Raw genomic sequence first — 26,447 nt, 5'->3', positions numbered from 1 at the left:
CGACCCTGAGTAACGGGTTAGCCGCACACACCGGCTAACATCGACGTACTACAACGAGCCACCACGAGGAGAGCTTTGGGTCTTCTGGACAACTTTGAGCGAGGTCTCGAACGCGCAGTAAACGGCGCCTTCGCAAAGACCTTCAAAAGTGGTCTGCAACCCGTCGAAATCACTAGCGCCCTGCGCCGCGAACTCGACACGCAGGCCGCTGTTGTGTCGCGCGACCGCATCCTCGTGCCCAACAACTTTACGGTTCGCCTCAGCGACACCGACTACCAGCGCATGGCCGGCCTCGGCAGCACGCTCATTTCCGAGCTCACCGAACTCGTTCAGCGCCACGCCACCGCCCAGCACTATTCCTTCTCGGGTGGCATCGCCATTGTTCTGGCCCCCGACGACTCCCTGAGCCAAGGCATGATCGAAGTCGATTCGGTCAGCGTCAAGGGCACAGTCGCGTGGACTCCCGTCGTCGACATCAACGGTGCCCGACACACCCTTGTGCACTCGCGCACCATCATCGGTCGCGGCAGCGAAGCCGACATCACCGTCGACGACAACGGCATTTCTCGCAAGCACGTCGAGATCCTTTGGGATGGCTCGCGTGCCGAAGTGAACGACCTCAACTCCACAAATGGGTCCAAATTGAACGGATCACCAGTTTCTCGTGCACCACTCGCGCCAGAATCCGTGATTGATATCGGTCGAACCCGTATCGTGTTCCGTGTGCTTGCCCAATCCTCCGATGCCGACCAGTCCGCTGATCGCCGCAATGACCGGGGGTTCACCCTATGAGTGAACTCACCCTCCTGTTGCTGCGCATCGCGTTCCTCGCCATCATGTGGGGTTTCATCTTCGCGATTGTCTACGCACTCCGTTCCGATCTCTTCGGAGAAAAGGTGCGCCGGATGCCCGTGCAGAGCGCAGCTCAGGCGCAACAAGCTCCCTCCACTCCCCCGGCACCCGTTGCCGCGCAGCCCACTCGCCCGGTGGCTCCCGCCGCTCCGGCAACCGGTAGCTCTCTCGACGCGACCCGCCTAGTGATTGTGTCTGGCTCTAAAGAGGGCCTGGAAATTGCTCTTCCCGAAGAGCAACTGACTATCGGTCGCTCGAGCGAATCGGGTCTCGTTATTCGCGATGACTACACCTCGACGCACCACGCTCGCCTTTTGCGTTGGGCGGATAGCTGGGTTGTACAAGATCTTGACTCAACGAACGGCACCTTCTTAGCCGGTCAACGAGTGAGCGTTCCGACGCCAATTCCGTTGAATACGCCGATCAAGATCGGCACTACTAGCTTCGAACTGCGACGGTAACTGAATGGCCACTTCGGGCAACAGTGCTGCCGCATCCCATGTGGGTAAGGTTCGGGCTAACAACCAGGACAGTGCCTACGCCGGCAGCCATCTCTTTATTGTCGCGGACGGTATGGGTGGCCACGCGGGTGGCGATGTTGCTTCGGCCATCACAATCAAACACGTAGCCGAAGCTGACCGCAGTTTCGAGTCGGCAGACGACGCCGCTCAGGTGTTGCACGACACTCTCCTTGCCGCCAACGGCATCCTCTCCGACACCGTTATTGAGCACAATGAGCTCACGGGCATGGGCACCACTGTTAGCGGAATGATTCGCGTTGGCAACAAGATGGCCATGGCCCACATCGGCGACTCGCGTATCTACTTGCTACGCAAGGGCGAGATGACTCAGATGACGCACGACCACACGTTCGTGCAACGTTTGGTGGAGAGCGGCCGCATCACCCTTGAAGAAGCTGCCGTGCATCCGCGCCGCTCCGTTCTCATGCGCGTTCTCGGTGACGTCGATGCGTCTCCCGAGATCGATACTGAAGTTTTTACGACCGAGCCCGGTGACCGTTGGTTGCTGTGCTCCGACGGTCTCAGCAGTTTTGTCACCGAAGACAAGATCGCCGCGACCCTGCGCCGCGTTACAGATCCACGAGTGGCAACTGAGCGTCTCGTTCAGGCAAGCCTCGACCAGGGCGCTCCCGACAACGTCACCGTAGTGCTCGTCGACATCGGTGACGATGAGTCTTCAGCGCATGAGCCGCCGATCATGGTCGGTTCGGCCGCATCCCCGCTCTCCTTCGAGCCGACGATCGCCAAAAAGCCGGTTCGTCTGCCCAATCTGCTGCTGCACCCGCTCAAAGCAACGCAGCCCGACGACAGCCACTTCGAGCCTGAGTCTGACGAGTACTACCAGGCGATCATCCGCGAAGACCGCCGTCGAGTTCGTAACCGCCGCATCTCGTGGATCACGTTCATCACCCTCACGATTGCCGCGATCACTGCGGGCCTCATCCTGGGTTACCAGTACACGCAACAGCAGCACTTTGTGGGTAGCGTAGATGGCAAGGTCGCCATTTACCAGGGCGTCCAGCAAGACATCGGCCCCATTTCCCTCTCGCACGTGTACCAAGTCAGCGATGTGCGCACTGTCGACTTGCCGCTGTACCTGCGTGCCAGCGTCGAGAACACGATCAACGCGACTGACATCGAAGACGCCCGCCGCATCGTAAGAATGTTGTCTGATGCCCAAATCCCCTAGCGCCGACGCTCGTGCCTCGGCTTCGGCCGGCCCACGAGAGATCACTGAAAACATCCGCCTCAAACTGCGGGTGCCAGCCCGCCTGCGCAACCTTGAGTTGCTGCTGATCATTGTCGCGATTTCGATCAACCTCGGGTCAATTGCTCTCGTTCAGCTTGGCGTCATGGGCCACCTCGGATTCACCGTGCTGGGACTTTCCGCGCTGCTCGGCGTACTCATTCTCGCGATGCACATCACGCTGCGTGTGACTGCTCGGGATGCCGACCCGCTAATTTTGCCGATCATCACGGTGCTTAATGGGCTCGGCATCGCCATGATCTACCGCATCGACCTTGCCGATGAGGCCACGGGTTGGGGCAGCGGCGGCGTTCGTCAGATCGTCTGGACGGGTATTGCGATCGTCATCGCTATCGCGGTGTTGATCATCATCAAGAACCACCGCATCCTGCAGCGCTACCGCTACATCGCGATGTTCAGCGGTATCGCTCTGCTCCTGTTGCCGCTGGCTCCCGTGATCGGCGACACCCGCTTCGGCGCCCGCCTCTGGGTTCAGATTGGTGCATTCTCGTTCCAGCCGGGTGAGCTCGCCAAGATCGCTCTGGCCATCTTCTTCGCGGGCTACTTGGTGTCGGCTCGCGATTCGCTCTCGATGGTCGGCCGCAAGTTCCTCGGCATGACCTTCCCGCGCGCCCGTGATCTGGGCCCGATCATCGTTGTCTTCGTGGCATCCATGCTCGTCTTGATTTTCCAGCGCGACATGGGAACAGCCCTGCTCTACTTCGGCCTGTTCCTCGTCATGATTTACGTTGCCACCGGCCGCTCGAGCTGGATCCTTCTCGGTATGGGCATGTTCCTCGGCGGTGCTTTCGTAGCAAGTCAGTACCTCACGTACATTTCTGGCCGCATCGACGCGTGGCTCGACCCCTTCAACCCTGAGGTCTACCAAGCCACGGGAGGCAGCTACCAATTGGTGCAGGGCCTCTTTGGTCTGGCAGATGGCGGGCTCATCGGCACCGGCCTCGGTCGCGGCAGCCCCGAGATCACGCCCCTCGCCGAGAGCGACTACATCGTCGCGTCGCTGGGTGAAGAACTCGGCCTTATCGGCATCTTCGCAATTCTGGCGTTGTACCTTCTGTTTGTGTCTCGTGGATTCCGTATCGGCTTTGCCGGTCAAGATGATTTCGGCCGCCTCTTGGGTGTCGGTCTCGCTTTCGTGATCGCTCTTCAGGTGTTCGTCGTTATCGGTGGTGTCACGCGCGTTATTCCGTTGACGGGACTCACCACTCCTTTCTTGGCCGCGGGTGGTTCATCGCTCGTTGCCAACTGGATCATCGCGGCCCTCTTGCTGCGCCTCTCTGACACAGTGCGCCACCAGCCGCAGCTTGTGATCGAGCCGTCGATCGAGAACCGATTGGTGGTGGGACAGTGAATCGCGAACTCAAGCGAGTGAGCACAGTCGTGCTGATCATGTTTGTGAGCTTGTTCATCTCAAGTTCCGTCATCCAAGTCGTTACGGCCGATCAGCTTCAGGCGGATGGCCGCAATGTGCGCACTCTGTATGCGAGCTACTCGGCCGAACGTGGCCCCATCCTCGTCAATGGCGAGCCGATCGCGTACTCAGAGCCCGTGGACGACGAGTTCAAGTTCTTGCGCGTGTACCCGAAGGGCGAGCTGTATGCGCCCGTTACCGGCTACCTCACCTTGAACCAGGGCAACACTGGTCTCGAGAACTCGCTCAACGATTACCTCAGCGGTTCATCGAACGACCAGTTCTTCGACCAAGTCAACTCGATCCTCACGGGCCAGAACCCCACGGGTGCTGCCGTGGAGCTCACCCTTGACCCGGTTGTTCAGCAGGCCGCCTGGGATGCACTCGGCGACCTCAAGGGTGCCGTTGTGGCAATCAACCCGAAGACGGGCGAGATTCTCGCGATGGTGTCGAAGCCTTCGTACGATCCCAACGAACTCGCGGTGCACAACACCAGCGAAGTCATCGATGCGTACGACCGTTTGCTCAACGATTCTGACGATCCCTTCTTCAACCGCACCCTCGCGGGGCCGCTTGATCCTCCCGGTTCCACGTTCAAGCTGGTCGTGGCGGCGGCGGCTCTCGAGAGCGGCGAGTACACCGCAGACAGCACCTTCCCGAACCCCGCTGAATTGCAGTTGCCCGAGAGCACCTTCAAGATCAGCAATGCCGACAGCGGCACCTGTGGCTCGGGCTCGACGGCAACGATCGCCACGGCCATCCGCCTCTCGTGCAATATTCCATTCGCTGAGTTGGGTGACGAGCTCGGCTCGAATGCCATTCGTGAGCAGGCGAATGCCTTCGGCTTCAACGAGAGTGTCTCCGTGCCTCTCGTCTCGACCGAGAGTGTTTACCCTCGCGCCCTTGACCGCCCGCAGACGATGCTCTCGGCGTTCGGCCAGTCGAGCGTGCGCGCGTCTCCCCTCCAAATGGCAATGGTGTCGATGGCGATCGCTAACAGCGGCACTATCATGCAACCCAATCTTGTTGAGAGCATCGTTTCCTCCGATCTCACAACCATCCAGTCCTTCGAACCGGCGCTGTTCAATCAGGCAATAAGTCCGCAAACCGCGGCCGCACTCACCCAGATGATGGTGGATGGGGTCAACAGCGGTGCAGCGAACACTGCCGCCATTGATGGCGTCGAGGTCGCAGGAAAGACCGGTACAGCAGAAAACGGAGAAGGCGAGCCATACACGTTGTGGTTCACCGGATTCGCGCCGGCAAATGATCCAGAAGTTGTAGTAGCGGTAGTGGTGCAAGACGGCGGCGGACTGGGACAGTCCGGTACCTCGAGCGGCCTGTCCGCACCAATTGGGCGTCAAGTACTAGAGGCGGTGCTAAACAGATGAGACCGACCAGTGGACTCACTTTCGGTGGCAGATACCAGCTATCCAGTCGCGTAGCGATCGGTGGAATGGGCGAGGTGTGGGAAGCCACAGACCTCGTTATCGGTCGAACGGTCGCGATCAAGATCCTCAAGGATGAGTATCTCGGCGACCCGGGTTTCCTTGAGCGCTTCCGGGCAGAAGCCCGCCACGCGGCTCTCGTCAACCACGAAGGAATCGCAAACGTCTTTGACTACGGCGAGGAAGACGGTAGCGCCTACCTCGTCATGGAACTCGTTCCCGGTGAGGCGCTCAGCGCCATTCTCGAGCGCGAGCGTGTGCTCGACCCCGACCGCGTGCTCGACATGGTCGCGCAGACTGCGGCCGCTCTTCAGGCTGCCCACGCTGCGGGACTGGTTCACCGCGACATCAAGCCCGGAAACCTCCTCATCACGCCCGAAGGCCGCGTCAAGATCACCGACTTCGGTATCGCGCGCATCGCCGACCAGGTTCCACTGACCGCCACCGGTCAGGTCATGGGAACGGTGCAGTACCTCTCGCCCGAACAGGCCAGCGGTCACCCGGCATCCCCGACCACCGACATCTACTCGCTCGGCATCGTCGCTTACGAGGCCCTCGCCGGCCGTCGCCCGTTCACGGGTGAGTCGCAAGTCGCTATCGCCATGGCGCAGATCAACGAGACTCCACCGGAGTTGCCGATCACTGTCGCTGAGCCCGTACGCAACCTTGTGTACGCCTGCTTGGCTAAGTCGCCCGGCGACCGTCCGGCATCCGCGTCACACCTCTCACGCGCGGCACAATCACTGCGTCGTGGCGACATCGCCGCTGCCGCAACAGCGGTGCCCGGAATCATGGGAGACAACTCTCATGCCGCGACCGTCGGCCTCAACTACGGCAACGCAACTCAGGCCACACGCGTACTGACAACCGCCGGTGCAGTAGGCGTTGCCGGTGAGCCGGCTACCGCCGCAGAGATCGCGGCGGAATCTAAGCCGCGCAACCCGTGGACGTGGCCCATCGTTGCCGTGATCTCACTTCTTGCTGTGGTGCTGATCGGCGTCATCATCGCGCTTCTCGCCAGCCCGGGAGATGAAGAAGCACCCCCCACGAACACGGCAACCTCGTCATCTGCAGCGCCAGAGCCCGAGCCGACGCCGACATCCACTAAAGTCGCGTTGAGTGCCGACGAAGTTCTCAACCGAACTCAGGATGCCGTCGAGGCCGTTCTTGCCGAAAAGGGCCTGCTCCTCGATGCCAAGACCGGGACCGAAGCCCCCTCCTCAGAAAAGGTTGGCTTCTCCTACGAGGCATCGCCCACAGGAAATATCACTCAGGGCGAGACCATCACGGTGTTCTTCTACGACGAGATCGCGGTTGTTCCTACCCCGCCACAGCCCCAAGCAAACCTCTTGGAGCCCTCAGGGCCCTACCAACCGGGTGACACCGTGACGGTTAAGTGGAACGCCTACGGGGACTGCCCCGCCGGGCATCCACGTTCCGGCTACAGCTTCCTGATTCAGGGTGGCCCCAGCGCCGGTTCATCGACGTGGGGACCGAACGATACCCAGTTCGACATCACGCTGCCGAACGATCCCAACGTCGAAACCAAGATCTCATACTCGGTTTCGTGCACGGATCTTTCGTCACCCGCGTCAGAACAGGTCATCGTGAGCGTTACCGCTCCGTAAGCAAATATCACGTTTACCAACGGATAGACTGAACCGGTACTTTCCGCGACAACAAACAGGAGTGAACCAGTGAGCGAAGGCGTTGCACAGGGCGTACGCCAGCTCGCTGGGCGGTACCAGATTGGCGAGCTTCTCGGCCATGGCGGTATGGCCGATGTTCACCTCGGTATGGATTCACGGCTCGGGCGTCGGGTTGCTATCAAGCTACTCAAGCCCACGCTCGCCAACGATCCCGCGTTCCGCACCCGGTTCCGTCGCGAAGCCCACGATGCAGCGAAGATGGCGCACCCCACCATCGTTCGTATTTTTGATGCGGGCGAAGAGTCCGTCATCGATCCCTCGGGTCATGAGACGCTCATCCCGTTCATCATCATGGAATACGTCGACGGTCGACTGCTGAAAGACATCGTTGCCGAAGGCCCGCTCCCACCAGAAGAAGCAGCACGCATCGTTTCGCAGGTGCTCACCGCTCTCGAGTATTCGCATCGCGCCGGCGTCGTTCACCGCGACATCAAGCCCGGCAACATCATGGTCACCAACAGTGGCCAGGTGAAGGTCATGGACTTCGGTATCGCCCGTGCGGTCTCCGATTCTGCCGCTACCATCGCCGAGTCCAGTGCCATCGTCGGCACGGCGCAGTACTTCTCACCGGAGCAAGCCCGCGGTGAAGGAGTGGATGCTCGCTCCGATCTGTACTCGACCGGCGTCGTGCTGTTCGAGCTCCTCACCGGGCAGCCTCCCTTCAGCGGAGAGAACCCGGTCGCCGTTGCCTACAAGCACGTCAACTCCGAGCCCGTTCCGCCGAGCACAACCACTGCTGCGGTGTCGCCGGCACTCGACGCTGTCGTGTTGCGTTCGCTAGCGAAGGATCGCTTCGACCGCTACCAAAGTGCTGCTGAATTCCGCACCGACGTAGAGTCCGCTGCGGCGGGTTCCGTTCCGGAGCGCAGGCAGCTCGCATCCACAGATTTCAACGCCACCCTCTTCGGCGTAAACCCCAATGCCACCGCGGGCAGCGATGCCACCTTCCGTCAACTTGCCGTTGACGAGAACGACCGCACGCCCCGCACCCAGAACCGCCCGCCCGTCGCGTGGATCTGGGGCGGCATTGCACTGATGGCTGTCATCATCGTTTCTGTTGTGGTCTGGGCTTTCAGCCTTAGCCCCGCACAACTCAGTGGCACGAGCGCTGTCGACATTCCCGACGTCGCTGCCATGACTTACGACGACGGTGCTGCTCTACTTACAGAACTCGAGCTGGTTCCCAAGCGCGTCAACCAGGCCAGTGAAACCGTCGATGAGGGTGTCATCATCCGTACCGATCCTGGCCCTGGCCAGACGGTATCCCTCGGCTTCGAAGTTCAGGTTATTGTCTCCCTTGGCCGCACTCCCGTCACCGTTCCGAACGTGGCGAACATGCAGGAAGATGCTGCCATCAAGCTGCTTGAATCGGCTGGTCTTGTCTACGGGTCTACTTCGCAGACGTACTCGCCTAACCTCAAGAAGGGCACCGTCATCAGCTCTGACCCGCGCGGCGATGCCGAGCGCACGGCCGATGGCGCGATCATCCGCGAGGGTGAGACGGTCAACCTTGTCGTGTCGAACGGTCTCGTTCAGGTGCCCGATGTCACGGGTAAAGACATTGGCGAAGCAAACAGCACCCTCACCGCTCTTCAACTCAGCGTGAAGCTGAATGCAGACTTCGGATGCTCAGGCAACGTCGTGAGTTACCAGTCGATCGTGGGCGATCAAGCTCAGAAATCTGAGATCACGCTCCAGTACTGCGCTGGCTAATAACGCGCTCCGTTCCGGTGCGGACCGCGATAGCTACGAACTATGCACGGCAGCTAGAGAACAGCTAGTTATGCACCAAGGGCGTAAGCGTCTTGGCCAGAGCAGGCGCTTCGGGCATCCCCACTTCGGAGAGCCAGTTGCCGAGCATCAGATACCCACCCTCGGTGAGTACCGACTCCGGGTGGAACTGCACGCCGTAGACCGGCTGCGAGGCGTGCTGAACGGCCATGATTACTCCACCGGGGGTGCGTGCGGTCACGATGAGCTCGTCGGGAACAGTCCCGTCCACAATTGCGAGCGAGTGATAGCGCGTTGCGGTGAACGGCTGCGGCAGATCGCGGAAGATGAGGCTGTCGTCGTGCTCGATCTGCGACGTCTTGCCGTGCATCAGTTCGTCGGCGTGAGTGACCGTAGCTCCCAGAGCTTCGGCAATCGCTTGGTGGCCAAGGCAGACTCCGAACAGCGGCTTACTCGTGGCAAGGGCGGAATGAACGATCGGGATGCTCACGCCAGCGTCGGCGGGAGTGCCGGGACCGGGCGAGAGAAGAACGGCGTCGTACTCGGCGATTCTTGCCGCCGCGTCATCCGCGCTAAAAGCATCGTTGCGCACAACGTCTGTTGTGGCGCCGAGCTCGAGAAGATACCCATTGAGGGTGTAAACGAAGCTGTCGTAGTTGTCGACGACGAGGATGCGGGTCACTGTTGCACCGTCGCATCCAGCGGGGTTACCAGGGGCAGCACCCACGGGAAAACCCACGCAAAGAGCACAGCGACAATCGCTGCCGCCAAGATCAGCAGAGTCAGAACCCGCACGAGTGCTGGGCCTGGAAGTACACGCCAGAGTGCTGCATACATTAGCCAGCTCCTTCGAGGTTTTGAGCGATCGCGGCGATCTCAGAGGGAGCTCCCTCTGAGCGGGGGTACCAAGTGTCGTAGACCGCGTAGGCGATGATTCGCTCATCGGCGGTGTGAATGGGGTTGCAGCTTGTGAGCGTCATGATGCGGTCACTCGCGGCGGCTCCTTCAAACTGCGGCACCGGGTTAAGTACTCCAACACCGGATGCCACCACATATTCCAAAGAGCGGAACACGTAGCGGTACCAGCCAGCTTCTGTCTCGACGTAAATGCTGTCGCCGATCTGAAGCTTATTGATGTCGTAGAAGGGGTCGCCCCAACCGGTGCGGTGGGCGGCGACGGCGAAGTTGCCGACCTCACCGGGCATCTGGGTGCCGGTGTAGTGGCCAACACCGCGAGTATTGAGAACCTGCTCGAGGCTAACGCTCTCGGCGATGGGTCGCGTGTAGTCAGCGCCAAAACGCGGAACGATCAGGGTGCCAAACACTTCGGCACGCGCGGGAGCCTCGTCCACGATCGGTACGCCGGGATCAGCTCGCTCGTCGGGCGCAAGCTTCACAGCCTCGCCCTTGTTCCACTCTTGGCTCAGCTCAACGGCTTCGTCGCGCTGCGCGTTGCTTACGAAGATGTTGTTCACCCAGGTCTGCCAGACCAAGAAGAGGAGCACAACAACACCGGCAGTAATGAAGATTTCGCCGAGAACTCCAATGAAGGAGACAGGGCGGCCGGCTTTCGCTCTGCGCCGCGATGGGCGGCCGTCTTCGAGAACCATAGGCGCAATTCTATCCGCAGTCTCCTACTGGTTTCCGCGCGGCCATTCGTCACTCAGGGCGTTCGCGCTAGAATCTCTCCCATGGCCCGTAATTCTGCAGAAAAATCACCGTCGCGTCCCGCTGAAGACGCTCCCAACGCGGTCTGGTTCAAGCCCGTCATGTTCGGCTTCATGCTGATCGGGCTCGCCTGGATCATCGTGTTCTACGTGAGCAACCAGCAGTTGCCTGTCGCCTCACTCGGCAGCTGGAACATTCTTGTTGGCTTCGGCATCCTTTTCATCGGATTCCTCATGACAACACGGTGGCGTTAGAAATTACACGCGTGTAGTTATACCCAGTGTTAATAAACCTGTGGATAACTTTTAGTCACCTATAGAACGAAGATCCGCACGAGGGTCAGGCTGATGAGAGCCGCGACGACGAGCGCGACTAGAGCGATCTCCGGGTTGGCGGAGGGCTTGTTGCGCTGTCGCAAGAACACGAGTGCGAGCACGGCTCCCGTGATGAGCCCGCCGAGGTGAGCTTGCCAGGAAATACCGGAACCGGGGATGAACCCGATTATTAGGTTCGCGGCCAGCACGATAAGCAGCAGGCGGTTATTCACACCCATGCGGCGCTGAATGACAAAGAACGCCGCGGCTAAGCCGAACACCGCTCCGGATGCTCCGATTACGACCGACTGCGGCGCAAGCAGCAGCACGGCGACCGAGCCACCGAGCGCGCTGATCAGGTAGAGCGCAATAAACCTCGCTCTACCGAGAGGCAACTCCAGTGCGCGCCCAAAGATGAAGAGGGTAAACATATTGAACAGCAAATGAAAGATGCTGCTCTGAGAGTGCAGGAACGCAGAGGTAATCATGCGCCACGGCTGCTCAGCCGTGAACGGCGGGTAATACGCGAGAGCTTGGTACACCCGACCGTCAGACACCAGCTGCAATAAATACATCAGGACGGTTATCCCGATGAGGGTGTAAGTGACTACTGGCTTTCCCCGCGAGGCGCGGGATGCGCGAACCAAGACTGGTTTGCGCTTTGGCCCATTGGCTCGGGCCTCTTTGATGCATTCGGGGCAATGTACGCCCACAGCTGCCTGCGTTTGGCAGCTGGGGCATACAGTGCGCCCACATCGCTGGCAGAGAGTGAAACTTTGCCGGTCAGGATGCCGGTAGCAGTAGTTACCGCTGGCATCCGGCGATGTGGTCACGAAGGTTAGACCTCGTCGATCGTGACGCTCTCGATGACAACGTCGGTGAGGGGCTTGTCGCTACCGTCGGTGTCGACTGCCTCGATGGCGTCGACGACCTTCTTCGACTCGTCGTCAGCAACCGCACCGAAGATGGTGTGCTTGCCCTGGAGCCAAGGAGTAGCGACTGTGGTGATGAAGAACTGCGAACCGTTTGTTCCCTTGCCCGCCCGCGTGCCGGCGTTCGCCATGGCGAGGATGTAGGGAGCCGAGAAGTCGAGCTCGGGGTGGATTTCGTCGTCGAAGTTGTAGCCGGGGCCGCCGATGCCCTTACCCAGGGGATCTCCACCCTGAAGCATGAACTGCTTGATAATGCGGTGGAAGATTACGCCGTCGTAAAGAGGCGCGGTGGTCTTCTGACCGGTGGCGGGGTGGGTCCATTCGATATCGCCCTTGGCGAGACCGACGAAGTTGGCAACGGTCTTCGGCGCGTGGTTGCCGAAGAGGTTGAGACGGATTTCTCCGAGGTTTGTCTTGATCGTGGCAACTGCGGTGTGTTGAGACATAGCGTCAATTCTTACATAGCGAACCTGAGCCTCAGATACCAGTTATTCAGCCTGCTCACAGGTAAAGCAGTGCGGACTCGGAAGGCACCGTGGCAGTATGGAGTCACCGTTCGACCATCTTTGGAGGTTTCCCGTGGCACTAACTCGCAAACGCCGGAAAGAACTCAAGCGCTTGAAAGGTCAAGCTGAAGACCTTTGGCATGACCAGAAAGAGCTGCTCGACCACGCATCTGCCGTAGTACGAGAGGCAAGCCAACAGGCTGCCAACTACGCGCGTGAAGAAGTCAGCCCCAAGATTCACAACACAATCGACTCTCGGGTGAAGCCCGTTGTCTCATCGTCAGTCGCTGGCGCGCGCTCAGCGGCCGAAAGCACCAAGTCGAAGATCAAGGGCGACGTACTGCCTGCGGTCACCTCGGCGCTCGGTACAGCTCTCGCAGCGCTCGAAGTAGCTAAGAACCAGCAGGTTCGGGATGCCTTCGCTCGCGTTTCCGGACTCGCGGCTTCCGCGGGCGAAAAGACTGGCCTTGTTAAGCCTCAGCCGAAGTCGGCTGGCTTTGGCCGCTACATCCTCATCGGTGTCGGCGTTGTCGCTGCAGTCGGCGTTGCGTACGCCGCCTGGCAGACGCTTCGCGCAGACGATGACCTGTGGATTGACGACGAAGCAGAGACTGCGTAGCTTCTCTCTGCTGCTCACCGCCAGCGGTGTAGCCACAACCTCTTAAACAGTTCTGGCCCGGTTCTTGCGCATCGGGCCAGAACTGTTTCGTCGTTGAAGGACGGGGCTAGGCAAGCCCGCCGTTAGCGAAAACTACCTGCCCGTTCATCCACCGCGCAGGGCCCGCCAGAAATGCCACAACCTCAGCAATGTCCTCAGGCTGCCCGAGTCGCTCGAGCGGAGTCGCCTGCGCGAGCCGTTCGATCGTCGTGTCGTCCTTGCCATCAAGAAAGAGGCTGGTTGCCGTCGGCCCCGGAGCCACCGCATTGACCCCGTCACGTCTCGGCCGCGAAGCTCCCGTGCCAGTGTCAAGGTCAGGCTTTCCACCGCCCCCTTGCTCGCCCAGTATGCCCCGTATTTGGGAAACTGCGTGCGGGTGACCGAGGTCGAAAAGTTGATGATGGCTCCCCCGGCGCGAACTCGACGGGCGGCCTGCTGCGAAACGACGAACGTTCCGCGAACATTTGTGCGGTGCATCCGATCGAAGTCATCAAGGCTGAGCTCGGCAATTGGCGCCAGAGTCATGATGCCGGCAGTGTTCACGACCACGTCGACTCCGCCGAATTCCGCTTCGACGGCCGTGAACGCGCCAGCTACGTCGCGGTCGTCTGCGACGTCACCGCTTACCGCGAGAGCGCGACCGCCCGAAGTAATGATCTCTTTCACGATGTCGAGCGCTCCGATCTCATTCCCGCTGTAATGAACGGCCACCGCCACGCGATCGTGAGCAAGACGCAACGCCACCGCGCGACCGATACCGCCGGAACCACCTAACACGAGCGCAACCCGCTCTGAGGCCTCCCGGTCGGTCTGGAGAGCATCCGCTGTCGCGTGCTCCCCGCTGTGCCTGTTCTCCGCGTTGTACGTCACGAATGTGCTCCTTCGACTATCGAAACGGTGTCGTCTGTGTTGAATCGAGCGAGCCACTCATCGAAGAGCGTTTGCTCGGCGCCGGCAAAGATCGGCGATTCCAGCCGGGGTAGCGCCGCACGCAGCGTGATCGCCGCGGCCACGACCGCCTCTGAGTTGGAGCCAGATGCACCCTCAGCCTTCGCAGCCAGCGCAGCGGCGGTCGATGGCTCACCCGCTCCCCCACCGACAAGGATCGAATGGATGACGCTCTCCCGCATCCGCTCGGAGAGCTGCGGGTCGTCGCTCTGTTCCGGTCGCAGAATCATGGCAAGCGCTACACCGCTGTTTGCGGCCATCACGTGCTGCGCGGCGACCTCGGGTGTCACCCGCAGGCGTCCTTGGGCCGCCAGACGCTCTAGGACGCCCTGCAGGAGCCGAACAGCCTCGGTGCCAGACTCTGCCCGCGCAACCGCGTTTGAGCCGAAGAGCAGCCTGTAGGCGTTCGGATTGGCGAGCGCAAAGACGGTGTGGCCATCCCAGAGTTGGCTCCGGAGTTCGGATACGCAAAAACCCCGACCAGATAACTGGCCGGGGTTTTTGTTGTCGTGCTGTGGAGCCTAGGGGAATCGAACCCCTGACCTCCTGCTTGCAAAGCAGGCGCTCTACCAATTGAGCTAAGGCCCCATTTAAGGAATTTCTTGTGGAAATTCCAGTGGGGGTACGTGGACTTGAACCACGGACCTCTTCGTTATCAGCGAAGCGCTCTAACCGCCTGAGCTATACCCCCATTGGGCAGATACGAGAGTACCGCATTCTGCCCGTTTGGCGTAATCGACTAGTTGTTAGTGAAACCCACGAGGATTCCACCGGTCAGTCGCACGCTGAAGTTATAAAGCATACTCGCAATTGCGCCGAGTGCAGTACCCACCAAAACGTTGAGAATTGCCACGACAAACGAGAATCCTGCGACCTGTCCCAGCGAGAAACTTGTCGCAACGCTGAAGGACTCGTCGCTCAAAACATCGCGCAAAATCTCATCGAGCTTTCCAAAGATTCCCGTGGAGTTGAGCACGATCCAGATCAGGAGCGATGCCACCACCAGAACGATTCCGAGCGACACTGCCACGAGGAACGAGAACTTAACGGCCGACCAGAAGTCGATGTACACCAGCTTGAGGCGAACCTGTTTGACTGATGTTTGGCGCTGCGACTTGCGCTGCAGCTTCTCTGCGACACTACTCATCTACCGACTCGTCCTTCCCAGCAGGGGCATCTTCACTCGGAACACTATCGTCCCCAGCTTCAAGTTCTTTGTTGTCTAGATTTCGTTCGCTATTTCGTGCGATTGCAATGATCTTGTCTTCCGCTGCAAAACGGGCGAAAACTACGCCCATCGTGTCACGGCCCTTGGCCGGAACCTCAGCGACAGAAGAGCGTACCACCTTGCCACTGGCAAGAACCACAAGAACTTCGTCCTCATCCCCGACCATCAAAGCACCCGCCAAATCGCCGCGAGTTCCGTCGAGTTTGGCTACCTTGATACCCAAACCACCACGGCCCTGGACGCGGTACTGATCAGCGGCAGTGCGCTTCGCGAAGCCACCCTCGGTGACCACAAAGACGAAACCGCTCTCGGGAACAACGCTGGCACTCAGCAACTGGTCGTCTTCACGGAAGCTCATGCCCATGACACCCGAGGTCGAGCGACCCATCGGACGCAGGGCTTCATCGGATGCCGTGAAGCGAATCGACATTCCCTTGCGAGATACGAGCAAGACATCGTCTGTGTTCTCCACGAGCATTGCCGAAACGAGTTCGTCGCCCTCGCGCAGGTTCACGGCGATGATTCCACCGCTGCGGTTGGTGTCGTACTCCGCCATCGCGGTCTTCTTGACGAGACCGTTGCGGGTAGCAAGAACCAAGTACGTTGACTGCTCGTAGTCACGAATGTCGAGAATCTGAGCGATCTCTTCACCGGGCTGCAACGCCAAGAAGTTGGCAACGTGCTGGCCCTTCGCGTCGCGGCCACCCTCTTGCAGCTCGTACGCCTTCGCACGGTACACGCGACCCGTGTTGGTGAAGAACAGCAACCAGTGGTGAGTAGTGGTGACGAACAAGTGATCGACCACGTCATCCGCACGCAGCTGGGCACCCTTGACGCCCTTGCCGCCGCGGTGCTGACTGCGGTAGTTGTCGCTGCGCGTGCGCTTGACGTAACCGCCGCGCGTGACTGTGACCACCATCTCCTCTTCGGGGATGAGGTCTTCCATGCTCATGTCGCCGTCGAAACCCATCATGATTTCGGTGCGGCGGTCATCGCCGTACTTAGCGAGGAGTTCGGTCAGTTCTTCACTGACGATGTTGCTCTGACGTTCCTTGCTTGCAATGATCGCCTTGAAGTCAACGATCTCGCGCTCGATCTCGTCGTGCTCGTCAATGATCTTCTGGCGCTCGAGTGCCGCGAGTCGACGCAGCTGCATGTCGAGGATGGCGCGGGCCTGAATCTCGTCGATCTCGAGCAGGTCAATGAGGCCGTTGCGGGCATCTTCGACGGTGGGCGAACGGCGGATGAGCGCGATGACCTCGTCGAGAGCATCCAGAGCCTTCAGGTAACCACGCAAAATGTGGGCACGCTCTTCGGCCTTACGCAAACGGAACTCGGTGCGGCGAACGATAACTTCGATCTGGTGGGTAGCCCACTCGGTGATGAAACCGTCGATCGAGAGCGTGCGAGGAATGCCGTCAACGATCGCGAGCATGTTTGCGCCGAAGTTTTCCTGCAGCTGCGTGTGCTTGTAAAGGTTGTTGAGAACAACCTTGGCAACGGCGTCGCGCTTGAGCACGATGACGAGGCGCTGGCCGGTACGACCCGACGTCTCATCACGGATGTCGGCGATGCCGGCGAGCTTGCCATCCTTGACGAGATCGGCAATTTTCAGTGCCAGGTTGTCGGGGTTGACTTGGTACGGCAGTTCGGTGACGACGAGGCACGTACGCCCCTGCAGCTCTTCGACGTTAACAACGGCACGCATTGTGATCGAGCCGCGACCCGTGCGGTACGCATCCTGAATTCCCTTAACGCCGAGAATCTGGGCGCCGGTCGGAAAGTCTGGCCCCTTGATGCGCTGAATGAGCGCCTCAACAAGTTCTTCCTTCGACGCGTCAGGGTTGGCGAGGTGCCAGAGGGCACCCTCTCCCACTTCACGCAGGTTGTGCGGCGGAATATTCGTGGCCATACCGACCGCGATACCGACCGAACCGTTGACGAGAAGGTTGGGGAAACGGCTCGGCAGAACCGTGGGTTCCTGCGTGCGACCGTCGTAGTTGTCTTGGAAGTCGACGGTGTCTTCTTCAATGTCCCGAACCATTTCCATGGCGAGCTGAGCCATTTTGGTTTCGGTGTAACGGTGAGCAGCTGCGCCGTCGTTTCCGGGAGAACCGAAGTTTCCCTGGCCCAGAGCCAGTGGGTAGCGAAGGCTCCACGGCTGAACCAAACGAACAAGAGCGTCGTAAACCGACGAGTCACCGTGCGGGTGGAACTGGCCCATCACGTCACCGATGACTCGGGTGCACTTGGAGAACCCCTTGTCGGGACGGTAGCCACCGTCATACATCGCGTAGATCACGCGACGGTGCACGGGCTTGAGACCATCGCGCACTTCAGGAAGCGCACGCCCCACGATGACGCTCATGGCGTAGTCGAGGTAGGAGCGCTGCATCTCCAGTTGAAGATCAACCTGGTTGATCTTGTCGTGACGGTCGTCTACGGGTGCGTCTTCGAAGGTCTTCTTCGGAGTTTCTTCGTCAGCCATTAAATTTCAGTTCCAGTCTGTATCTGTCGCGAGTGCGGGCGCCGAGAGCTCGGTGAGAGCTAGATGTCCAAGAAGCGGACGTCTTTGGCGTTGCGCTGGATGAAGTTTCGGCGAGACTCAACGTCTTCACCCATGAGAGTCGAGAAGATTTCGTCGGCCGCGGCAGCGTCATCCAAGGTGACTTGGAGCAGCGTGCGAGTGGCGGGGTCCATCGTGGTTTCCCACAGTTCCTTGTAGTCCATCTCACCAAGACCCTTGTAGCGCTGGATGCCGTTGTCCTTGGGCATGCGCTTACCTTCGGAAAGTCCCAGTTCGGTTAGCGCATCGCGCTCAGCGTCGCTGTAGACGTATTGGTGCTGCGCGTTGCTCCACTTCAGGCGGTACAGCGGCGGCTGAGCCAAGTAGACGTAACCGAGATCGATAAGCGGACGCATGTAGCGGAACAGCAGGGTCAGCAGCAGCGTGGTGATGTGCTGGCCGTCGACATCAGCATCGGCCATCAAGACGATCTTGTGGTACCGAGCCTTCTCGGGGTCGAAGTCTTCGCCGACACCCGCACCGAAGGCGGTGATCATGGCTTGAACTTCGGCGTTGCCGAGAGCACGGTCAAGACGCGCCTTCTCGACATTGAGGATCTTGCCTCGCAGCGGAAGAATTGCCTGGAACTCGGGGTTACGTCCCTGAACGGCGGAGCCGCCAGCCGAGTCACCCTCAACCATGAATATCTCGGAGAGCGAAGGATCCTTGCTCGAGCAGTCCCGCAGCTTTCCGGGCATTCCGCTCGATTCAAGGAGTCCCTTACGTCGGGTCTGCTCGCGAGCCTTGCGAGCAGCGAGTCGAGCTTGCGATGCCTGGATCGCCTTGCGAATCACGTCGCGGGCCTGAGTGGGATTGCGATCGAACCAGTCACCGAGCTGCTGACCGGCGATGCGCTGAACAAAGGCCTTCGCTTCGGTATTACCGAGCTTGGTCTTGGTCTGGCCTTCGAACTGAGGTTCACCAAGCTTGATGGAAATAACGGCGGTCAAACCCTCGCGAACGTCGTCGCCGGAAAGGTTGTCGTCTTTCTCCTTGATGATGTTCTTTTCGCGGGCGTAGCGGTTGACGAGAGTGGTCAGCGCAGCCCGGAAGCCCTCTTCATGGGTTCCGCCCTCGTGAGTGTTGATGGTGTTTGCGTAGGTGTGAACACTCTCGGAATATCCACCGGTCCACTGCATCGCTACTTCGAGTGAGATCTTCTTATCGGTGTCTTCAGATTCGAAAGCGATGACATCCGGATGAATGAGCTCGTTCTTCTTGGTCTTGTTCAAGTACTCGACGTAGTCAACAAGGCCACGCTCGTACATGTAGCTCTCAGTGATTTCTTCTTCGCCACGCTCATCGGAGATCGTGATGCGCAGACCCTTGTTGAGGAAGGCCATCTGCTGGAAGCGGGCGCGGAGGGTCTCGAAATCGAACTCGACAGTTTCGAAAGTTTCTTTGCTCGGCCAGAAAGTTTGTTGGGTTCCGGTTTCTTCAGAACTTTCGCCCTGTGCCAGCGGTCCTGTCGGAACACCGTTTTCGAATCCGATGCGCCACACGTGGCCCTGGCGGTGAACTTCGGTTTCAACTTTCTCCGACAGCGCGTTAACAACAGAGATACCCACACCGTGGAGTCCACCCGATACGGCGTAGCCACCACCGCCGAATTTTCCACCAGCGTGCAGAATTGTCATGACGACTTCAACCGTCGACTTCTGCTCTTGTTGGTTCAGGTCGACGGGGATGCCGCGGCCGTTGTCACGGACTCGTACGGAACCATCTTTGCGAATCCACACATTGATGGTGTCGCAGTAGCCGGCGAGGGCTTCATCAACAGAGTTGTCGACGACTTCATAAACCAAGTGGTGCAAACCGCGAGGACCGGTGGAACCGATGTACATACCGGGGCGCTTGCGCACAGCTTCAAGACCCTCAAGGATCTGAATCTGATCGGCGCCATAGCTATCAGCGGCAACATGACCGTTGGCAATGATCTGGCTCTCGGGCACGTCGTTTTCGGGCGTCGATGTCATCGGAAGTTAGGCTCCTGCCGCTAGTTCACACAGGCCATTCAGAGCGGATAACTCCATAAGGAGGTGCGTCCGACGGCTCTTGAGATTCTAACAAATTCCGAGCGGTCGCGGCGGTCAAATCGCGTTCTACGGGAGTTTCTTTAGCGGCGTGACCTATTTTGTCTCCCTAACCGTAGGTATCGCGCGGGCCCCTACCTGGAATTGATCTGGGGCCTCTTTTCCACGAAGGGGCGTTGGGGCCTTCAAAGCGCACAGTTTCCACACCCGCTTCTGGATGCTGCTGAGCAATCGTCGTAGTGATGTGTCCGCGCATAAGTCGCAGCTGTGTTGCCCACGCTGTGGAATCGCAACGAATGGTGAGCACGCCTTCTTCAATTCCCACCGGTTCAGAGTGTTCCGCTGTTTCAGCGCCGACGATCGTGGTCCACGCCAGAATGAGTTCCGAGCGAGCGAGCGGGGACTTCCATCCCATATTGGAAGTGAGGCTGTCCATCACATCGCCCAATCCGTGCGGATCACGGCCTGGAGCAAAGGGAACGCTGGTCCCCGGCTCTTTCTTGTTCCGCTTTCGCGCCATGTACGAACGTTTCGTGGCGTCGCCAAAGACATCGCGAAATCGCAGATACACGGCAACGTGTTCGTCAACGTTGGGATCGCGATCATTCACCGACGATCACCTCGCCAGCTTTGATGCGCACGACGTTCGCTGCAAGTTCCTCCGGAACATCTCCAAACACCGCGGCTGTAATCAAAACTTGCTCGAACCCGGAGATCGAACTCGCTAACCGCTCGCGGCGTGACTGGTCGAGTTCGGCGAAAACATCATCCAGAATCAGCACCGGGTCGCCTGCTGATGAATCACGACGCAACAGCTCAGCGGATGCCAATTTGAGCGCCAGCGCAAACGACCACGATTCACCATGGCTGGCGTAGCCTCGCGCCGGCAACCCGTTGAGCCCGAAAATCAAGTCATCGCGGTGCGGGCCGACCAGCGTAATCGCACGATCGCGCTCAGCTTTTCGCACGGAAGCGAGGGTCGCCGTGAATGCTGTCGTCGCGTCAGCGACCGAAATTATTTCGCCGACGGCATTGGTCGCAACAGCGTTGTCCGGGTCATCCTGTCGCGAAATAATGCTCAATGAATTAGCAAGCGATGCACCATGATCTGCGCCGACGATCTGTTCGTACGCACGAGCCACTTCAGGGCTGAGATCGGCGATGAGCGCGCTTCGAGCACTGATGATCTCTGAACCAAAAGCCACGAGCCGTTCATCCCACACATCGAGCGTGCTCAATTGAGTGTCACGGACCCCGGATGCGCGAGCAGATTTAAGCAGCATGTTGCGTTGTTTCACGACGCGCTCGTAGTCACTCATCACTCCGCTAAAGCGCGGCGACCGCAACACCAGTAAGTCATCGATGAAACGTCGGCGTCCAGACGGTTCGCCGCGAACGAGAGCGAGATCTTCGGGAGCGAAGAGAACGCTGGAAAAGTACCGAGGCAGTTCTCGAGTGCGAATGACGGAACGATTAATCTGAGCACGATTGGCCCCGGAGCGATTGATCTGCACTTCCGCCAAGAACTTACGATCATTGTGCTCGAGACGCACCCGCACGATCGCGGCATCCATTGCTTGGCGCACCATCGCATGATCGGTGGAGACTCGATGCGATCCGAGGGTGCTCAGAAACCCGAGCGCCTCGACCAAATTTGTTTTGCCCTGACCATTCGAGCCGACAATCAGAGTCGGCCCAGCACCGAGCTCGAGAGTGAGCTCCTTGTAATTGCGAAAATCTTTGAGTTCGACGTGAGTTACGCGCATTGCGGCAGAGCTTAGCTCTTGCGGACGCTATGCCCGCCGAACTGATTACGGAGAGCAGCGACAGCCTTCATTGAGGGCGAGTCTTCTTGACGAGAGACAAAGCGCGCGAAGATTGCTGCGCTGATAGTGGGAACCGCAACCGCCTGGTTGAGCGCTTCGTGCACTGTCCACCGGCCCTCCCCCGAATCTTCGACGTAACCGGCGATGTCAGCAAACTCGGGATCTTCTTCCAGTGCTTTCACGAGGAGTTCAAGCAGCCATGATCGAACGACTGTTCCGCGTTGCCACGCCCTGAATGTTCCGGGAACATCTTCAATGAGATCTTTGCGGCTATCGAGCAGTTCAAATCCTTCGGCCCAGGCCTGCATCAACGCATATTCGATGCCGTTGTGGACCATTTTTGCGTAATGTCCGGCACCTACAGGGCCAGCGTGCACGAATCCTTCATCGCGAGGACCTTCAGGACGAAGCGCGTCGAATATCGGCATCGCGCGCTCAATGTCACTTTTTTCGCCGCCGGCCATCAGCCCGTAACCGTTTTCGAGGCCCCAAATCCCCCCCGAAACTCCAACATCAACGAACTCAAGCTTCAATTCAGCTAGCTGGTCTCGGTGAAGTTGGTCATCGGTGAAGCGGGTGTTTCCGCCATCGATGACGAGGTCGCCCGGCTCAAGAAGTGCTGCAACGTCGCTAATCACCGAGTCGGTAATTGGCCCCGAGGGAACCATGACCCACACGATTCGCGGGGTGGGCAATGCATCCACTAAGTCAGATAGTTCGGCAACATCGGAGACCTCGGCGTTCGGGTCATAGCCGGTGACCGTAAGACCGGCAGCTCGCATGCGCTCGCGCATGTTGCCGCCCATTTTTCCGAGCCCGATGATTCCGACGTGCGTGGTGTCTGCCATGAACTACCTCAACAACAGGTTGGGCTGGAGAAGGTACTTGTAGTTGTCGCTGCCCGGCTGGTCTTTCGACGATTGGCTGGTGATCAACACGGGGCCTGGCTTGTTCGGGTTTTCCGTCTTGGTAAACGAAATGCGCACGAACTCGGAGTGCACGGAACTCAATCCATCGATGAGGAACTGTGGCTTCAGCGAAACCACAGTGTCGTCACCGGTCAAGAACGCATCGATGGTTTCGGATGCCTGAGCCTGCTCAGATCCGATCGCCTCAAGAGTGACTCCCTCTTCGGTGAATGTGAAGCGCAAAGCGGCTTCGCGTTCGAGCACCAGAGAGACACGACGAACAGCTTCGATCAACTCTCCCGTGTTCATGACTGCGAAGTTATCCACAGTCTCGGGAAAAAGTCGGCGAACCGGTGGAAAGTTTCCCTTGATGAGCAACGACGTCACAGTTTTCTTGTCTGCTTGGAAGGCGATGAGCTCGCGCTCATCGGTGCTTGTGATGGCCACGGAAATTTCTCCGCTGTTTCCGAAGGTCTTTCCGACCTCCATCAGCGTCTTCGCCGGCACGAGCGCGGTCGCGGTTTCAACGCCCGAGGCGCCGGCATCCCATTCGATGTCGCGAACGGCAACGCGGTAGCGGTCAGTGGCGACCAGCGAAATGTTGTTTTCAGAAACTTCGAGCTGCACACCGGTGATGACCGGAGTGACATCGTCACGCGAAGCCGCAACGGCGACCTGCGAAATGGCGGCCGAGAACAAATCCGCTTTCAGAGTTCCCACCTTGTCGGAAATCTGGGGAAGGCTTGGATACTCCTCGACGGGCATGCTCGACAATGTGAAATGACCGGTGCCACAGGCAACGATGATCTTGTTCTCTTCGGTGCTAAAACGCACGGGAGCATTGGGAAGTCGGCTTGCAATGTCGGCGAGAAGCTTGCCCGAAACGAGGATGCGACCGGGCTCTTCAACCTCAGCAACGATCTGAGTGCGAGCCGAAACCTCGTAGTCAAATGACGACAGTGTCAGACCCTCATCGGTGGCTTCGATCAAGACTCCACTCAAAATGGGCAGCGTTGTGCGCTGCGGCAGCAGTTTGACCGCAAACGAAACCGCCTCGCTGAAGACGTCACGATTGACCTGAAACTTCATGAACTACCCCTAACCGGATCACGCTCTGGCCGTTAATACTGGCACAGCCGATCCACTTGCGAACTACAGGTTATTTGGGATTCAAATTTCATTCTTTAAAGGTCACACTCTTAACCGCTGTGGATTGTGTGTATAACTCGTCGAAATTCTTGTAATTGCTGGAAACTACATCCGTGTGACTTGTTGACGAGCCGTGGAGAACAGTCGCACTCTCCGTGGAAACTCGAGTTACAAGAATTTCCAATTCCACAGAAAGATTCTTGTGATCAACAATCTTTCCGGCGAGTTGGAGAGGTTATCCCCAAGTTATCCCCAAGTGGGAAAACCTATTTTTGAGTGAATCGGTGGTTTTGTTTGATGCGACTGGTCAGTTCAGTGACCTGGTTATAGATCGAACGACGCTCTTTCATGAGCTCCGTGATCTTCTTATTCGCGTACATCACGGTGGTGTGGTCCCGGTTACCGAAGAGCTGACCGATCTTCGGCAGCGACAGATTCGTCATTTCACGGCAGAGATACATTGCGATCTGCCGAGCAGTTGCTACCGCCTGGGAACGCGAAGACCCGTAGAGGTCGTCGACCGTGAGCTTGAAGTAGTCGGCAGTGTGATTAATGATGTCGACCGGTGCGATGACGTTGTCTTCATCCAGAGTGATGAGATCCTTCAGCACTGTTTGAACCAGTGCCATATCTACCTCGGTGCGATTGAGGCTCGCAAAAGCGGTAACGCGGATTAGCGTGCCTTCGAGCTCGCGGATGTTCGACGACACCTTCGACGCCATGAACTCCAGGATGTCGTTGCCCACTTGCATCTTCTCGCTCTGCGCTTTCTTGCGAAGAATGGCGATGCGCGTCTCGAGATCAGGCGCCTGCACGTCGGTAATCAGGCCCCACTCGAAGCGTGACCGCATCCGGTCTTCGAAACCGGTGAGGTGCTTCGGAGGTAGGTCGCTTGTGATGACCACTTGCTTGTTGTGGTCGTGAAGAGTGTTGAAGGTGTGGAAGAACGCCTCTTGAGTGGAGTCCTTGCCCTGCAAGAACTGGATGTCATCGATGAGCAGAATGTCGATCTCGCGATAGCGCGACTGAAATACCGAGGCGCGGTTGTTAGCGATCGAGTTGATGAAGTCGTTCGTGAATTCTTCTGAACTCACATAGCGAACACGGATCCCGGGATAGAGGCTCTCGGCGTAGTGACCGATTGCGTGCAAGAGGTGAGTTTTGCCGAGACCTGATCCTCCATAGATGAAGAGCGGGTTGTAAGCCTTGGCGGGAGCTTCGGCTACGGCAACTGCTGCAGCATGGGCGAACCGGTTTGAGCCACCGATAACGAAGTTGTCGAAGCTGTATTTAGGGTTGAGCCGTGAGTCACTGCGGCGAGGGGAGGACGCTTTTTCCACGGGAGCCGGAGGCGTGGGCTCAATGTAGGGCTGCTCGGTATGAGGAAGATCCTGGGAAAGAGCATCCTGTTGGATCTCTGGATTCACGACTGTCGCAAAGTTGGTGACCCCGTGCGAATCGTCGAGGGCAGTGATCGCATCAATGAAGGGTTGTCGCAGTCGCTGTTCCAGCATGCCGCGGGTGAGTTCATTCGGAACCTCGAGATAGAGGGTTCCAGCCATCACACCTTTAGGTTCAACCAGATTCACGAAGCCCTGCAATTGCGGGGTAATTCGCTCGTCTCCGTTGAGGTGCGTCAGAACTACTTGCCATAGTCCCTTAGTCGGGTCGGGTGTTTCCGACATTCTTTTCCCATCCCTCTGCAGTAATTACTCACAGGCTTATCCACTGGTGAGTACAGCTATTCTCGCTGAAATACTGCGATCTTTTGGCCGTTATGCACCGATAGTCACCTTAGTTGTCCACAGCATGTCGTTACCAATACCGATGTATTCTGTGTGGATAATGCGGCGTTGTTCACATTGCGGTTTGACCGCATCCGTTTAACGCCGTAGTTTTAATCAGTTGACTTCCGGCCTTAGGGCCTACCAATTCTTCCCGGCTGCTAGAGCTGGGCCTTGGAGATATAGCTATGAGCAAGAGAACTTTTCAGCCGAACAACCGTCGCCGCGCGAAGGTTCACGGTTTCCGTCTTCGCATGCGTACCCGTGCCGGCCGCGCGATCTTGAGCGCGCGTCGTCGTAAGGGACGCACCGAACTCTCCGCGTAATCTCGTCCGGTGCTGTCTAAGGCGAACCGCGTCGCGTTACCAAGCGATTTTCGTTTGGTTGTTCGTCGGGGTCGCCGTTTTACAGCACCGCACTGCGTTGTCCACATTGTGAACAACGAGAGGTCTCAGGGCGTGCGCTTTGGATTCATTGTTTCCAAGGCAGTAGGCAACGCGGTTGTACGTAACCGGGTTCGTCGTCGACTCCGGGCGGCGGCAGCTCAGTTGCTCCCGGATGTGCACGCGAATGCGGACATCGTTGTTCGGGCTCTGGCAGGTTCCGCGCAAGCGGAGTGGACTACGCTACAGGCTGAGATCTCAGAAGGGATTGACCGCATCGTGGTGAAGGTATGAACGCCGTCGTTACGTTCGCGCTGCTCATTCCGCGAAACCTCTGTGTGTTTATCCTGCGCATTTATCGTGCAGTAATTTCTCCGCTGTATGGAGATGTTTGCCGGTATTACCCGTCGTGCTCTCACTACACTCTTCAAGCTATTCAGCAGCACGGTGTTATCCGTGGTGTGTGGCTTGGCTCTCGTCGACTCCTTCGCTGCCACCCTTGGGCAGAGGGCGGTATCGATGACATCCCGGCTCGCCGGCATGACCGCTACCAGATCACCCGGTTCGGCTTTGTTATAGCCGCAAGCCACGAAAGGGGCTAACCA

General features: G+C 58.7%; 27 protein-coding genes, 2 tRNA genes and 1 pseudogene. 12 read left to right on the top strand and 18 right to left on the bottom strand.

The window, feature by feature from the left end:
* Window positions 1-75 precede the first annotated feature (75 nt).
* The 7 genes from ACWTV1_RS08035 to pknB all read left to right on the top strand — a co-directional run bounded on the left by ACWTV1_RS08035 (window position 76) and on the right by pknB (window position 8,921).
* Window positions 76-792, top strand: a complete 717-nt coding sequence (locus tag ACWTV1_RS08035) for an FHA domain-containing protein (RefSeq protein ID WP_100387760.1) — start codon at window positions 76-78, stop codon at window positions 790-792.
* Complete coding sequence (locus ACWTV1_RS08030; RefSeq protein WP_498504825.1) at window positions 789-1,313, top strand: FHA domain-containing protein FhaB/FipA; 525 nt, start codon at window positions 789-791, stop codon at window positions 1,311-1,313. The genes ACWTV1_RS08035 and ACWTV1_RS08030 overlap by 4 nt, the downstream gene beginning before the upstream one ends.
* A gap of 4 nt (window positions 1,314-1,317) precedes the next feature.
* Window positions 1,318-2,562, top strand: a complete 1,245-nt coding sequence (locus ACWTV1_RS08025; protein ID WP_498504824.1) for a PP2C family protein-serine/threonine phosphatase — start codon at window positions 1,318-1,320, stop codon at window positions 2,560-2,562.
* The gene (locus ACWTV1_RS08020) at window positions 2,546-3,991 is read left to right on the top strand and encodes an FtsW/RodA/SpoVE family cell cycle protein (RefSeq protein ID WP_100387763.1); all 1,446 of its coding nucleotides are present in this window, start codon (window positions 2,546-2,548) and stop codon (window positions 3,989-3,991) included. Before ACWTV1_RS08025 ends, ACWTV1_RS08020 begins: the two co-directional genes overlap by 17 nt.
* Complete coding sequence (locus tag ACWTV1_RS08015; protein ID WP_498504823.1) at window positions 3,988-5,442, top strand: peptidoglycan D,D-transpeptidase FtsI family protein; 1,455 nt, start codon at window positions 3,988-3,990, stop codon at window positions 5,440-5,442. Before ACWTV1_RS08020 ends, ACWTV1_RS08015 begins: the two co-directional genes overlap by 4 nt.
* Window positions 5,439-7,127, top strand: a complete 1,689-nt coding sequence (locus ACWTV1_RS08010) for a protein kinase domain-containing protein (RefSeq protein ID WP_498504822.1) — start codon at window positions 5,439-5,441, stop codon at window positions 7,125-7,127. Before ACWTV1_RS08015 ends, ACWTV1_RS08010 begins: the two co-directional genes overlap by 4 nt.
* Window positions 7,128-7,196: 69 nt before the next feature.
* Window positions 7,197-8,921 carry a Stk1 family PASTA domain-containing Ser/Thr kinase gene (gene pknB / locus ACWTV1_RS08005; protein WP_498504821.1) on the top strand — a complete coding sequence of 575 codons (1,725 nt, stop codon included), beginning with the start codon at window positions 7,197-7,199 and terminating at the stop codon, window positions 8,919-8,921.
* 64 nt (window positions 8,922-8,985) lie between these two features.
* Here the strand turns inward: pknB and ACWTV1_RS08000 are convergent, their stop codons facing one another.
* From ACWTV1_RS08000 to ACWTV1_RS07990, 3 genes are read right to left on the bottom strand one after another with little or no spacing between them, the layout of a single operon-like run.
* Window positions 8,986-9,621, bottom strand: coding sequence for an anthranilate synthase component II (locus ACWTV1_RS08000; protein WP_498504820.1), 636 nt, complete (start codon window positions 9,619-9,621; stop codon window positions 8,986-8,988).
* Window positions 9,618-9,776, bottom strand: coding sequence for a hypothetical protein (locus ACWTV1_RS07995; RefSeq protein WP_169925787.1), 159 nt, complete (start codon window positions 9,774-9,776; stop codon window positions 9,618-9,620). Before ACWTV1_RS07995 ends, ACWTV1_RS08000 begins: the two co-directional genes overlap by 4 nt.
* Window positions 9,776-10,549 carry a class E sortase gene (locus tag ACWTV1_RS07990; RefSeq protein WP_498504819.1) on the bottom strand — a complete coding sequence of 258 codons (774 nt, stop codon included), beginning with the start codon at window positions 10,547-10,549 and terminating at the stop codon, window positions 9,776-9,778. The genes ACWTV1_RS07995 and ACWTV1_RS07990 overlap by 1 nt, the downstream gene beginning before the upstream one ends.
* Before the next feature lie 81 nt (window positions 10,550-10,630).
* Here ACWTV1_RS07990 and ACWTV1_RS07985 point away from each other — a divergent pair, with 81 nt between their 5' ends.
* On the top strand, window positions 10,631-10,861 hold the full coding sequence (locus tag ACWTV1_RS07985) for a cell division protein CrgA (RefSeq protein ID WP_100387768.1): 231 nt from the start codon (window positions 10,631-10,633) through the stop codon (window positions 10,859-10,861).
* 59 nt (window positions 10,862-10,920) lie between these two features.
* On the opposite strand, the gene ACWTV1_RS07980 is transcribed toward ACWTV1_RS07985, so the two are convergent.
* Both ACWTV1_RS07980 and ACWTV1_RS07975 read right to left on the bottom strand, forming a co-directional pair.
* On the bottom strand, window positions 10,921-11,568 hold the full coding sequence (locus tag ACWTV1_RS07980; protein WP_498504818.1) for a rhomboid family intramembrane serine protease: 648 nt from the start codon (window positions 11,566-11,568) through the stop codon (window positions 10,921-10,923).
* Between the two features lie 191 nt (window positions 11,569-11,759).
* Window positions 11,760-12,299 (bottom strand): peptidylprolyl isomerase, encoded by a 540-nt coding sequence (locus ACWTV1_RS07975; protein WP_100387770.1) that lies wholly within the window; start codon window positions 12,297-12,299, stop codon window positions 11,760-11,762.
* Between the two features lie 133 nt (window positions 12,300-12,432).
* Between ACWTV1_RS07975 and ACWTV1_RS07970 the strand changes: the two genes are divergently transcribed.
* A complete protein-coding gene (locus tag ACWTV1_RS07970; protein ID WP_341618635.1) occupies window positions 12,433-12,978 on the top strand; it encodes a hypothetical protein in 546 nt (181 codons plus the stop codon).
* Between the two features lie 106 nt (window positions 12,979-13,084).
* On the opposite strand, the gene ACWTV1_RS07965 is transcribed toward ACWTV1_RS07970, so the two are convergent.
* The 13 genes and pseudogenes from ACWTV1_RS07965 to dnaA all read right to left on the bottom strand — a co-directional run bounded on the left by ACWTV1_RS07965 (window position 13,085) and on the right by dnaA (window position 25,360).
* Window positions 13,085-13,279, bottom strand: coding sequence for an SDR family oxidoreductase (locus tag ACWTV1_RS07965; RefSeq protein ID WP_498504817.1), 195 nt, complete (start codon window positions 13,277-13,279; stop codon window positions 13,085-13,087).
* A 71-nt stretch (window positions 13,280-13,350) separates the two neighbouring features.
* Window positions 13,351-13,761, bottom strand: a pseudogene (locus tag ACWTV1_RS07960) (SDR family oxidoreductase); the annotation flags it as partial.
* 122 nt (window positions 13,762-13,883) lie between these two features.
* Complete coding sequence (locus ACWTV1_RS07955; protein WP_498504816.1) at window positions 13,884-14,255, bottom strand: hypothetical protein; 372 nt, start codon at window positions 14,253-14,255, stop codon at window positions 13,884-13,886.
* Between the two features lie 225 nt (window positions 14,256-14,480).
* Window positions 14,481-14,553 (bottom strand) — tRNA-Ala (locus tag ACWTV1_RS07950).
* Window positions 14,554-14,582: 29 nt separating this feature from the next.
* A tRNA-Ile gene (locus ACWTV1_RS07945) sits at window positions 14,583-14,656 on the bottom strand.
* Window positions 14,657-14,704: 48 nt separating this feature from the next.
* Window positions 14,705-15,112: a DUF3566 domain-containing protein gene (locus ACWTV1_RS07940; RefSeq protein WP_100387774.1), complete on the bottom strand. Its 408-nt coding sequence runs from the start codon at window positions 15,110-15,112 to the stop codon at window positions 14,705-14,707.
* Window positions 15,105-17,681 (bottom strand): DNA gyrase subunit A, encoded by a 2,577-nt coding sequence (gene gyrA, locus ACWTV1_RS07935; RefSeq protein WP_498504815.1) that lies wholly within the window; start codon window positions 17,679-17,681, stop codon window positions 15,105-15,107. The genes ACWTV1_RS07940 and gyrA overlap by 8 nt, the downstream gene beginning before the upstream one ends.
* A gap of 59 nt (window positions 17,682-17,740) precedes the next feature.
* Window positions 17,741-19,735, bottom strand: a complete 1,995-nt coding sequence (gyrB, locus tag ACWTV1_RS07930) for a DNA topoisomerase (ATP-hydrolyzing) subunit B (RefSeq protein WP_498504814.1) — start codon at window positions 19,733-19,735, stop codon at window positions 17,741-17,743.
* A 166-nt stretch (window positions 19,736-19,901) separates the two neighbouring features.
* Window positions 19,902-20,402 carry a DciA family protein gene (locus tag ACWTV1_RS07925; protein ID WP_100387777.1) on the bottom strand — a complete coding sequence of 167 codons (501 nt, stop codon included), beginning with the start codon at window positions 20,400-20,402 and terminating at the stop codon, window positions 19,902-19,904.
* Complete coding sequence (gene recF / locus ACWTV1_RS07920) at window positions 20,395-21,558, bottom strand: DNA replication/repair protein RecF (RefSeq protein ID WP_498504813.1); 1,164 nt, start codon at window positions 21,556-21,558, stop codon at window positions 20,395-20,397. Before recF ends, ACWTV1_RS07925 begins: the two co-directional genes overlap by 8 nt.
* A gap of 11 nt (window positions 21,559-21,569) precedes the next feature.
* A complete protein-coding gene (gnd, locus tag ACWTV1_RS07915) occupies window positions 21,570-22,466 on the bottom strand; it encodes a phosphogluconate dehydrogenase (NAD(+)-dependent, decarboxylating) (protein WP_498504812.1) in 897 nt (298 codons plus the stop codon).
* 3 nt (window positions 22,467-22,469) lie between these two features.
* Complete coding sequence (gene dnaN / locus ACWTV1_RS07910) at window positions 22,470-23,615, bottom strand: DNA polymerase III subunit beta (RefSeq protein WP_100387780.1); 1,146 nt, start codon at window positions 23,613-23,615, stop codon at window positions 22,470-22,472.
* Window positions 23,616-23,941: 326 nt separating this feature from the next.
* On the bottom strand, window positions 23,942-25,360 hold the full coding sequence (gene dnaA, locus ACWTV1_RS07905) for a chromosomal replication initiator protein DnaA (protein WP_498504811.1): 1,419 nt from the start codon (window positions 25,358-25,360) through the stop codon (window positions 23,942-23,944).
* Between the two features lie 287 nt (window positions 25,361-25,647).
* Here dnaA and rpmH point away from each other — a divergent pair, with 287 nt between their 5' ends.
* The 3 genes from rpmH to yidD are packed head-to-tail and all read left to right on the top strand — an operon-like array spanning window position 25,648 to window position 26,444.
* Window positions 25,648-25,785, top strand: a complete 138-nt coding sequence (gene rpmH / locus ACWTV1_RS07900; RefSeq protein WP_022895130.1) for a 50S ribosomal protein L34 — start codon at window positions 25,648-25,650, stop codon at window positions 25,783-25,785.
* A gap of 9 nt (window positions 25,786-25,794) precedes the next feature.
* The gene (rnpA, locus tag ACWTV1_RS07895; protein WP_498504810.1) at window positions 25,795-26,136 is read left to right on the top strand and encodes a ribonuclease P protein component; all 342 of its coding nucleotides are present in this window, start codon (window positions 25,795-25,797) and stop codon (window positions 26,134-26,136) included.
* On the top strand, window positions 26,133-26,444 hold the full coding sequence (gene yidD / locus ACWTV1_RS07890; RefSeq protein WP_100387782.1) for a membrane protein insertion efficiency factor YidD: 312 nt from the start codon (window positions 26,133-26,135) through the stop codon (window positions 26,442-26,444). Before rnpA ends, yidD begins: the two co-directional genes overlap by 4 nt.
* Window positions 26,445-26,447 lie beyond the last annotated feature (3 nt).

The sequence above is a fragment of the Salinibacterium sp. VpJ6 genome, from assembly GCF_059767345.1.
This window is presented reverse-complemented; position numbering and strand designations above follow the sequence as displayed.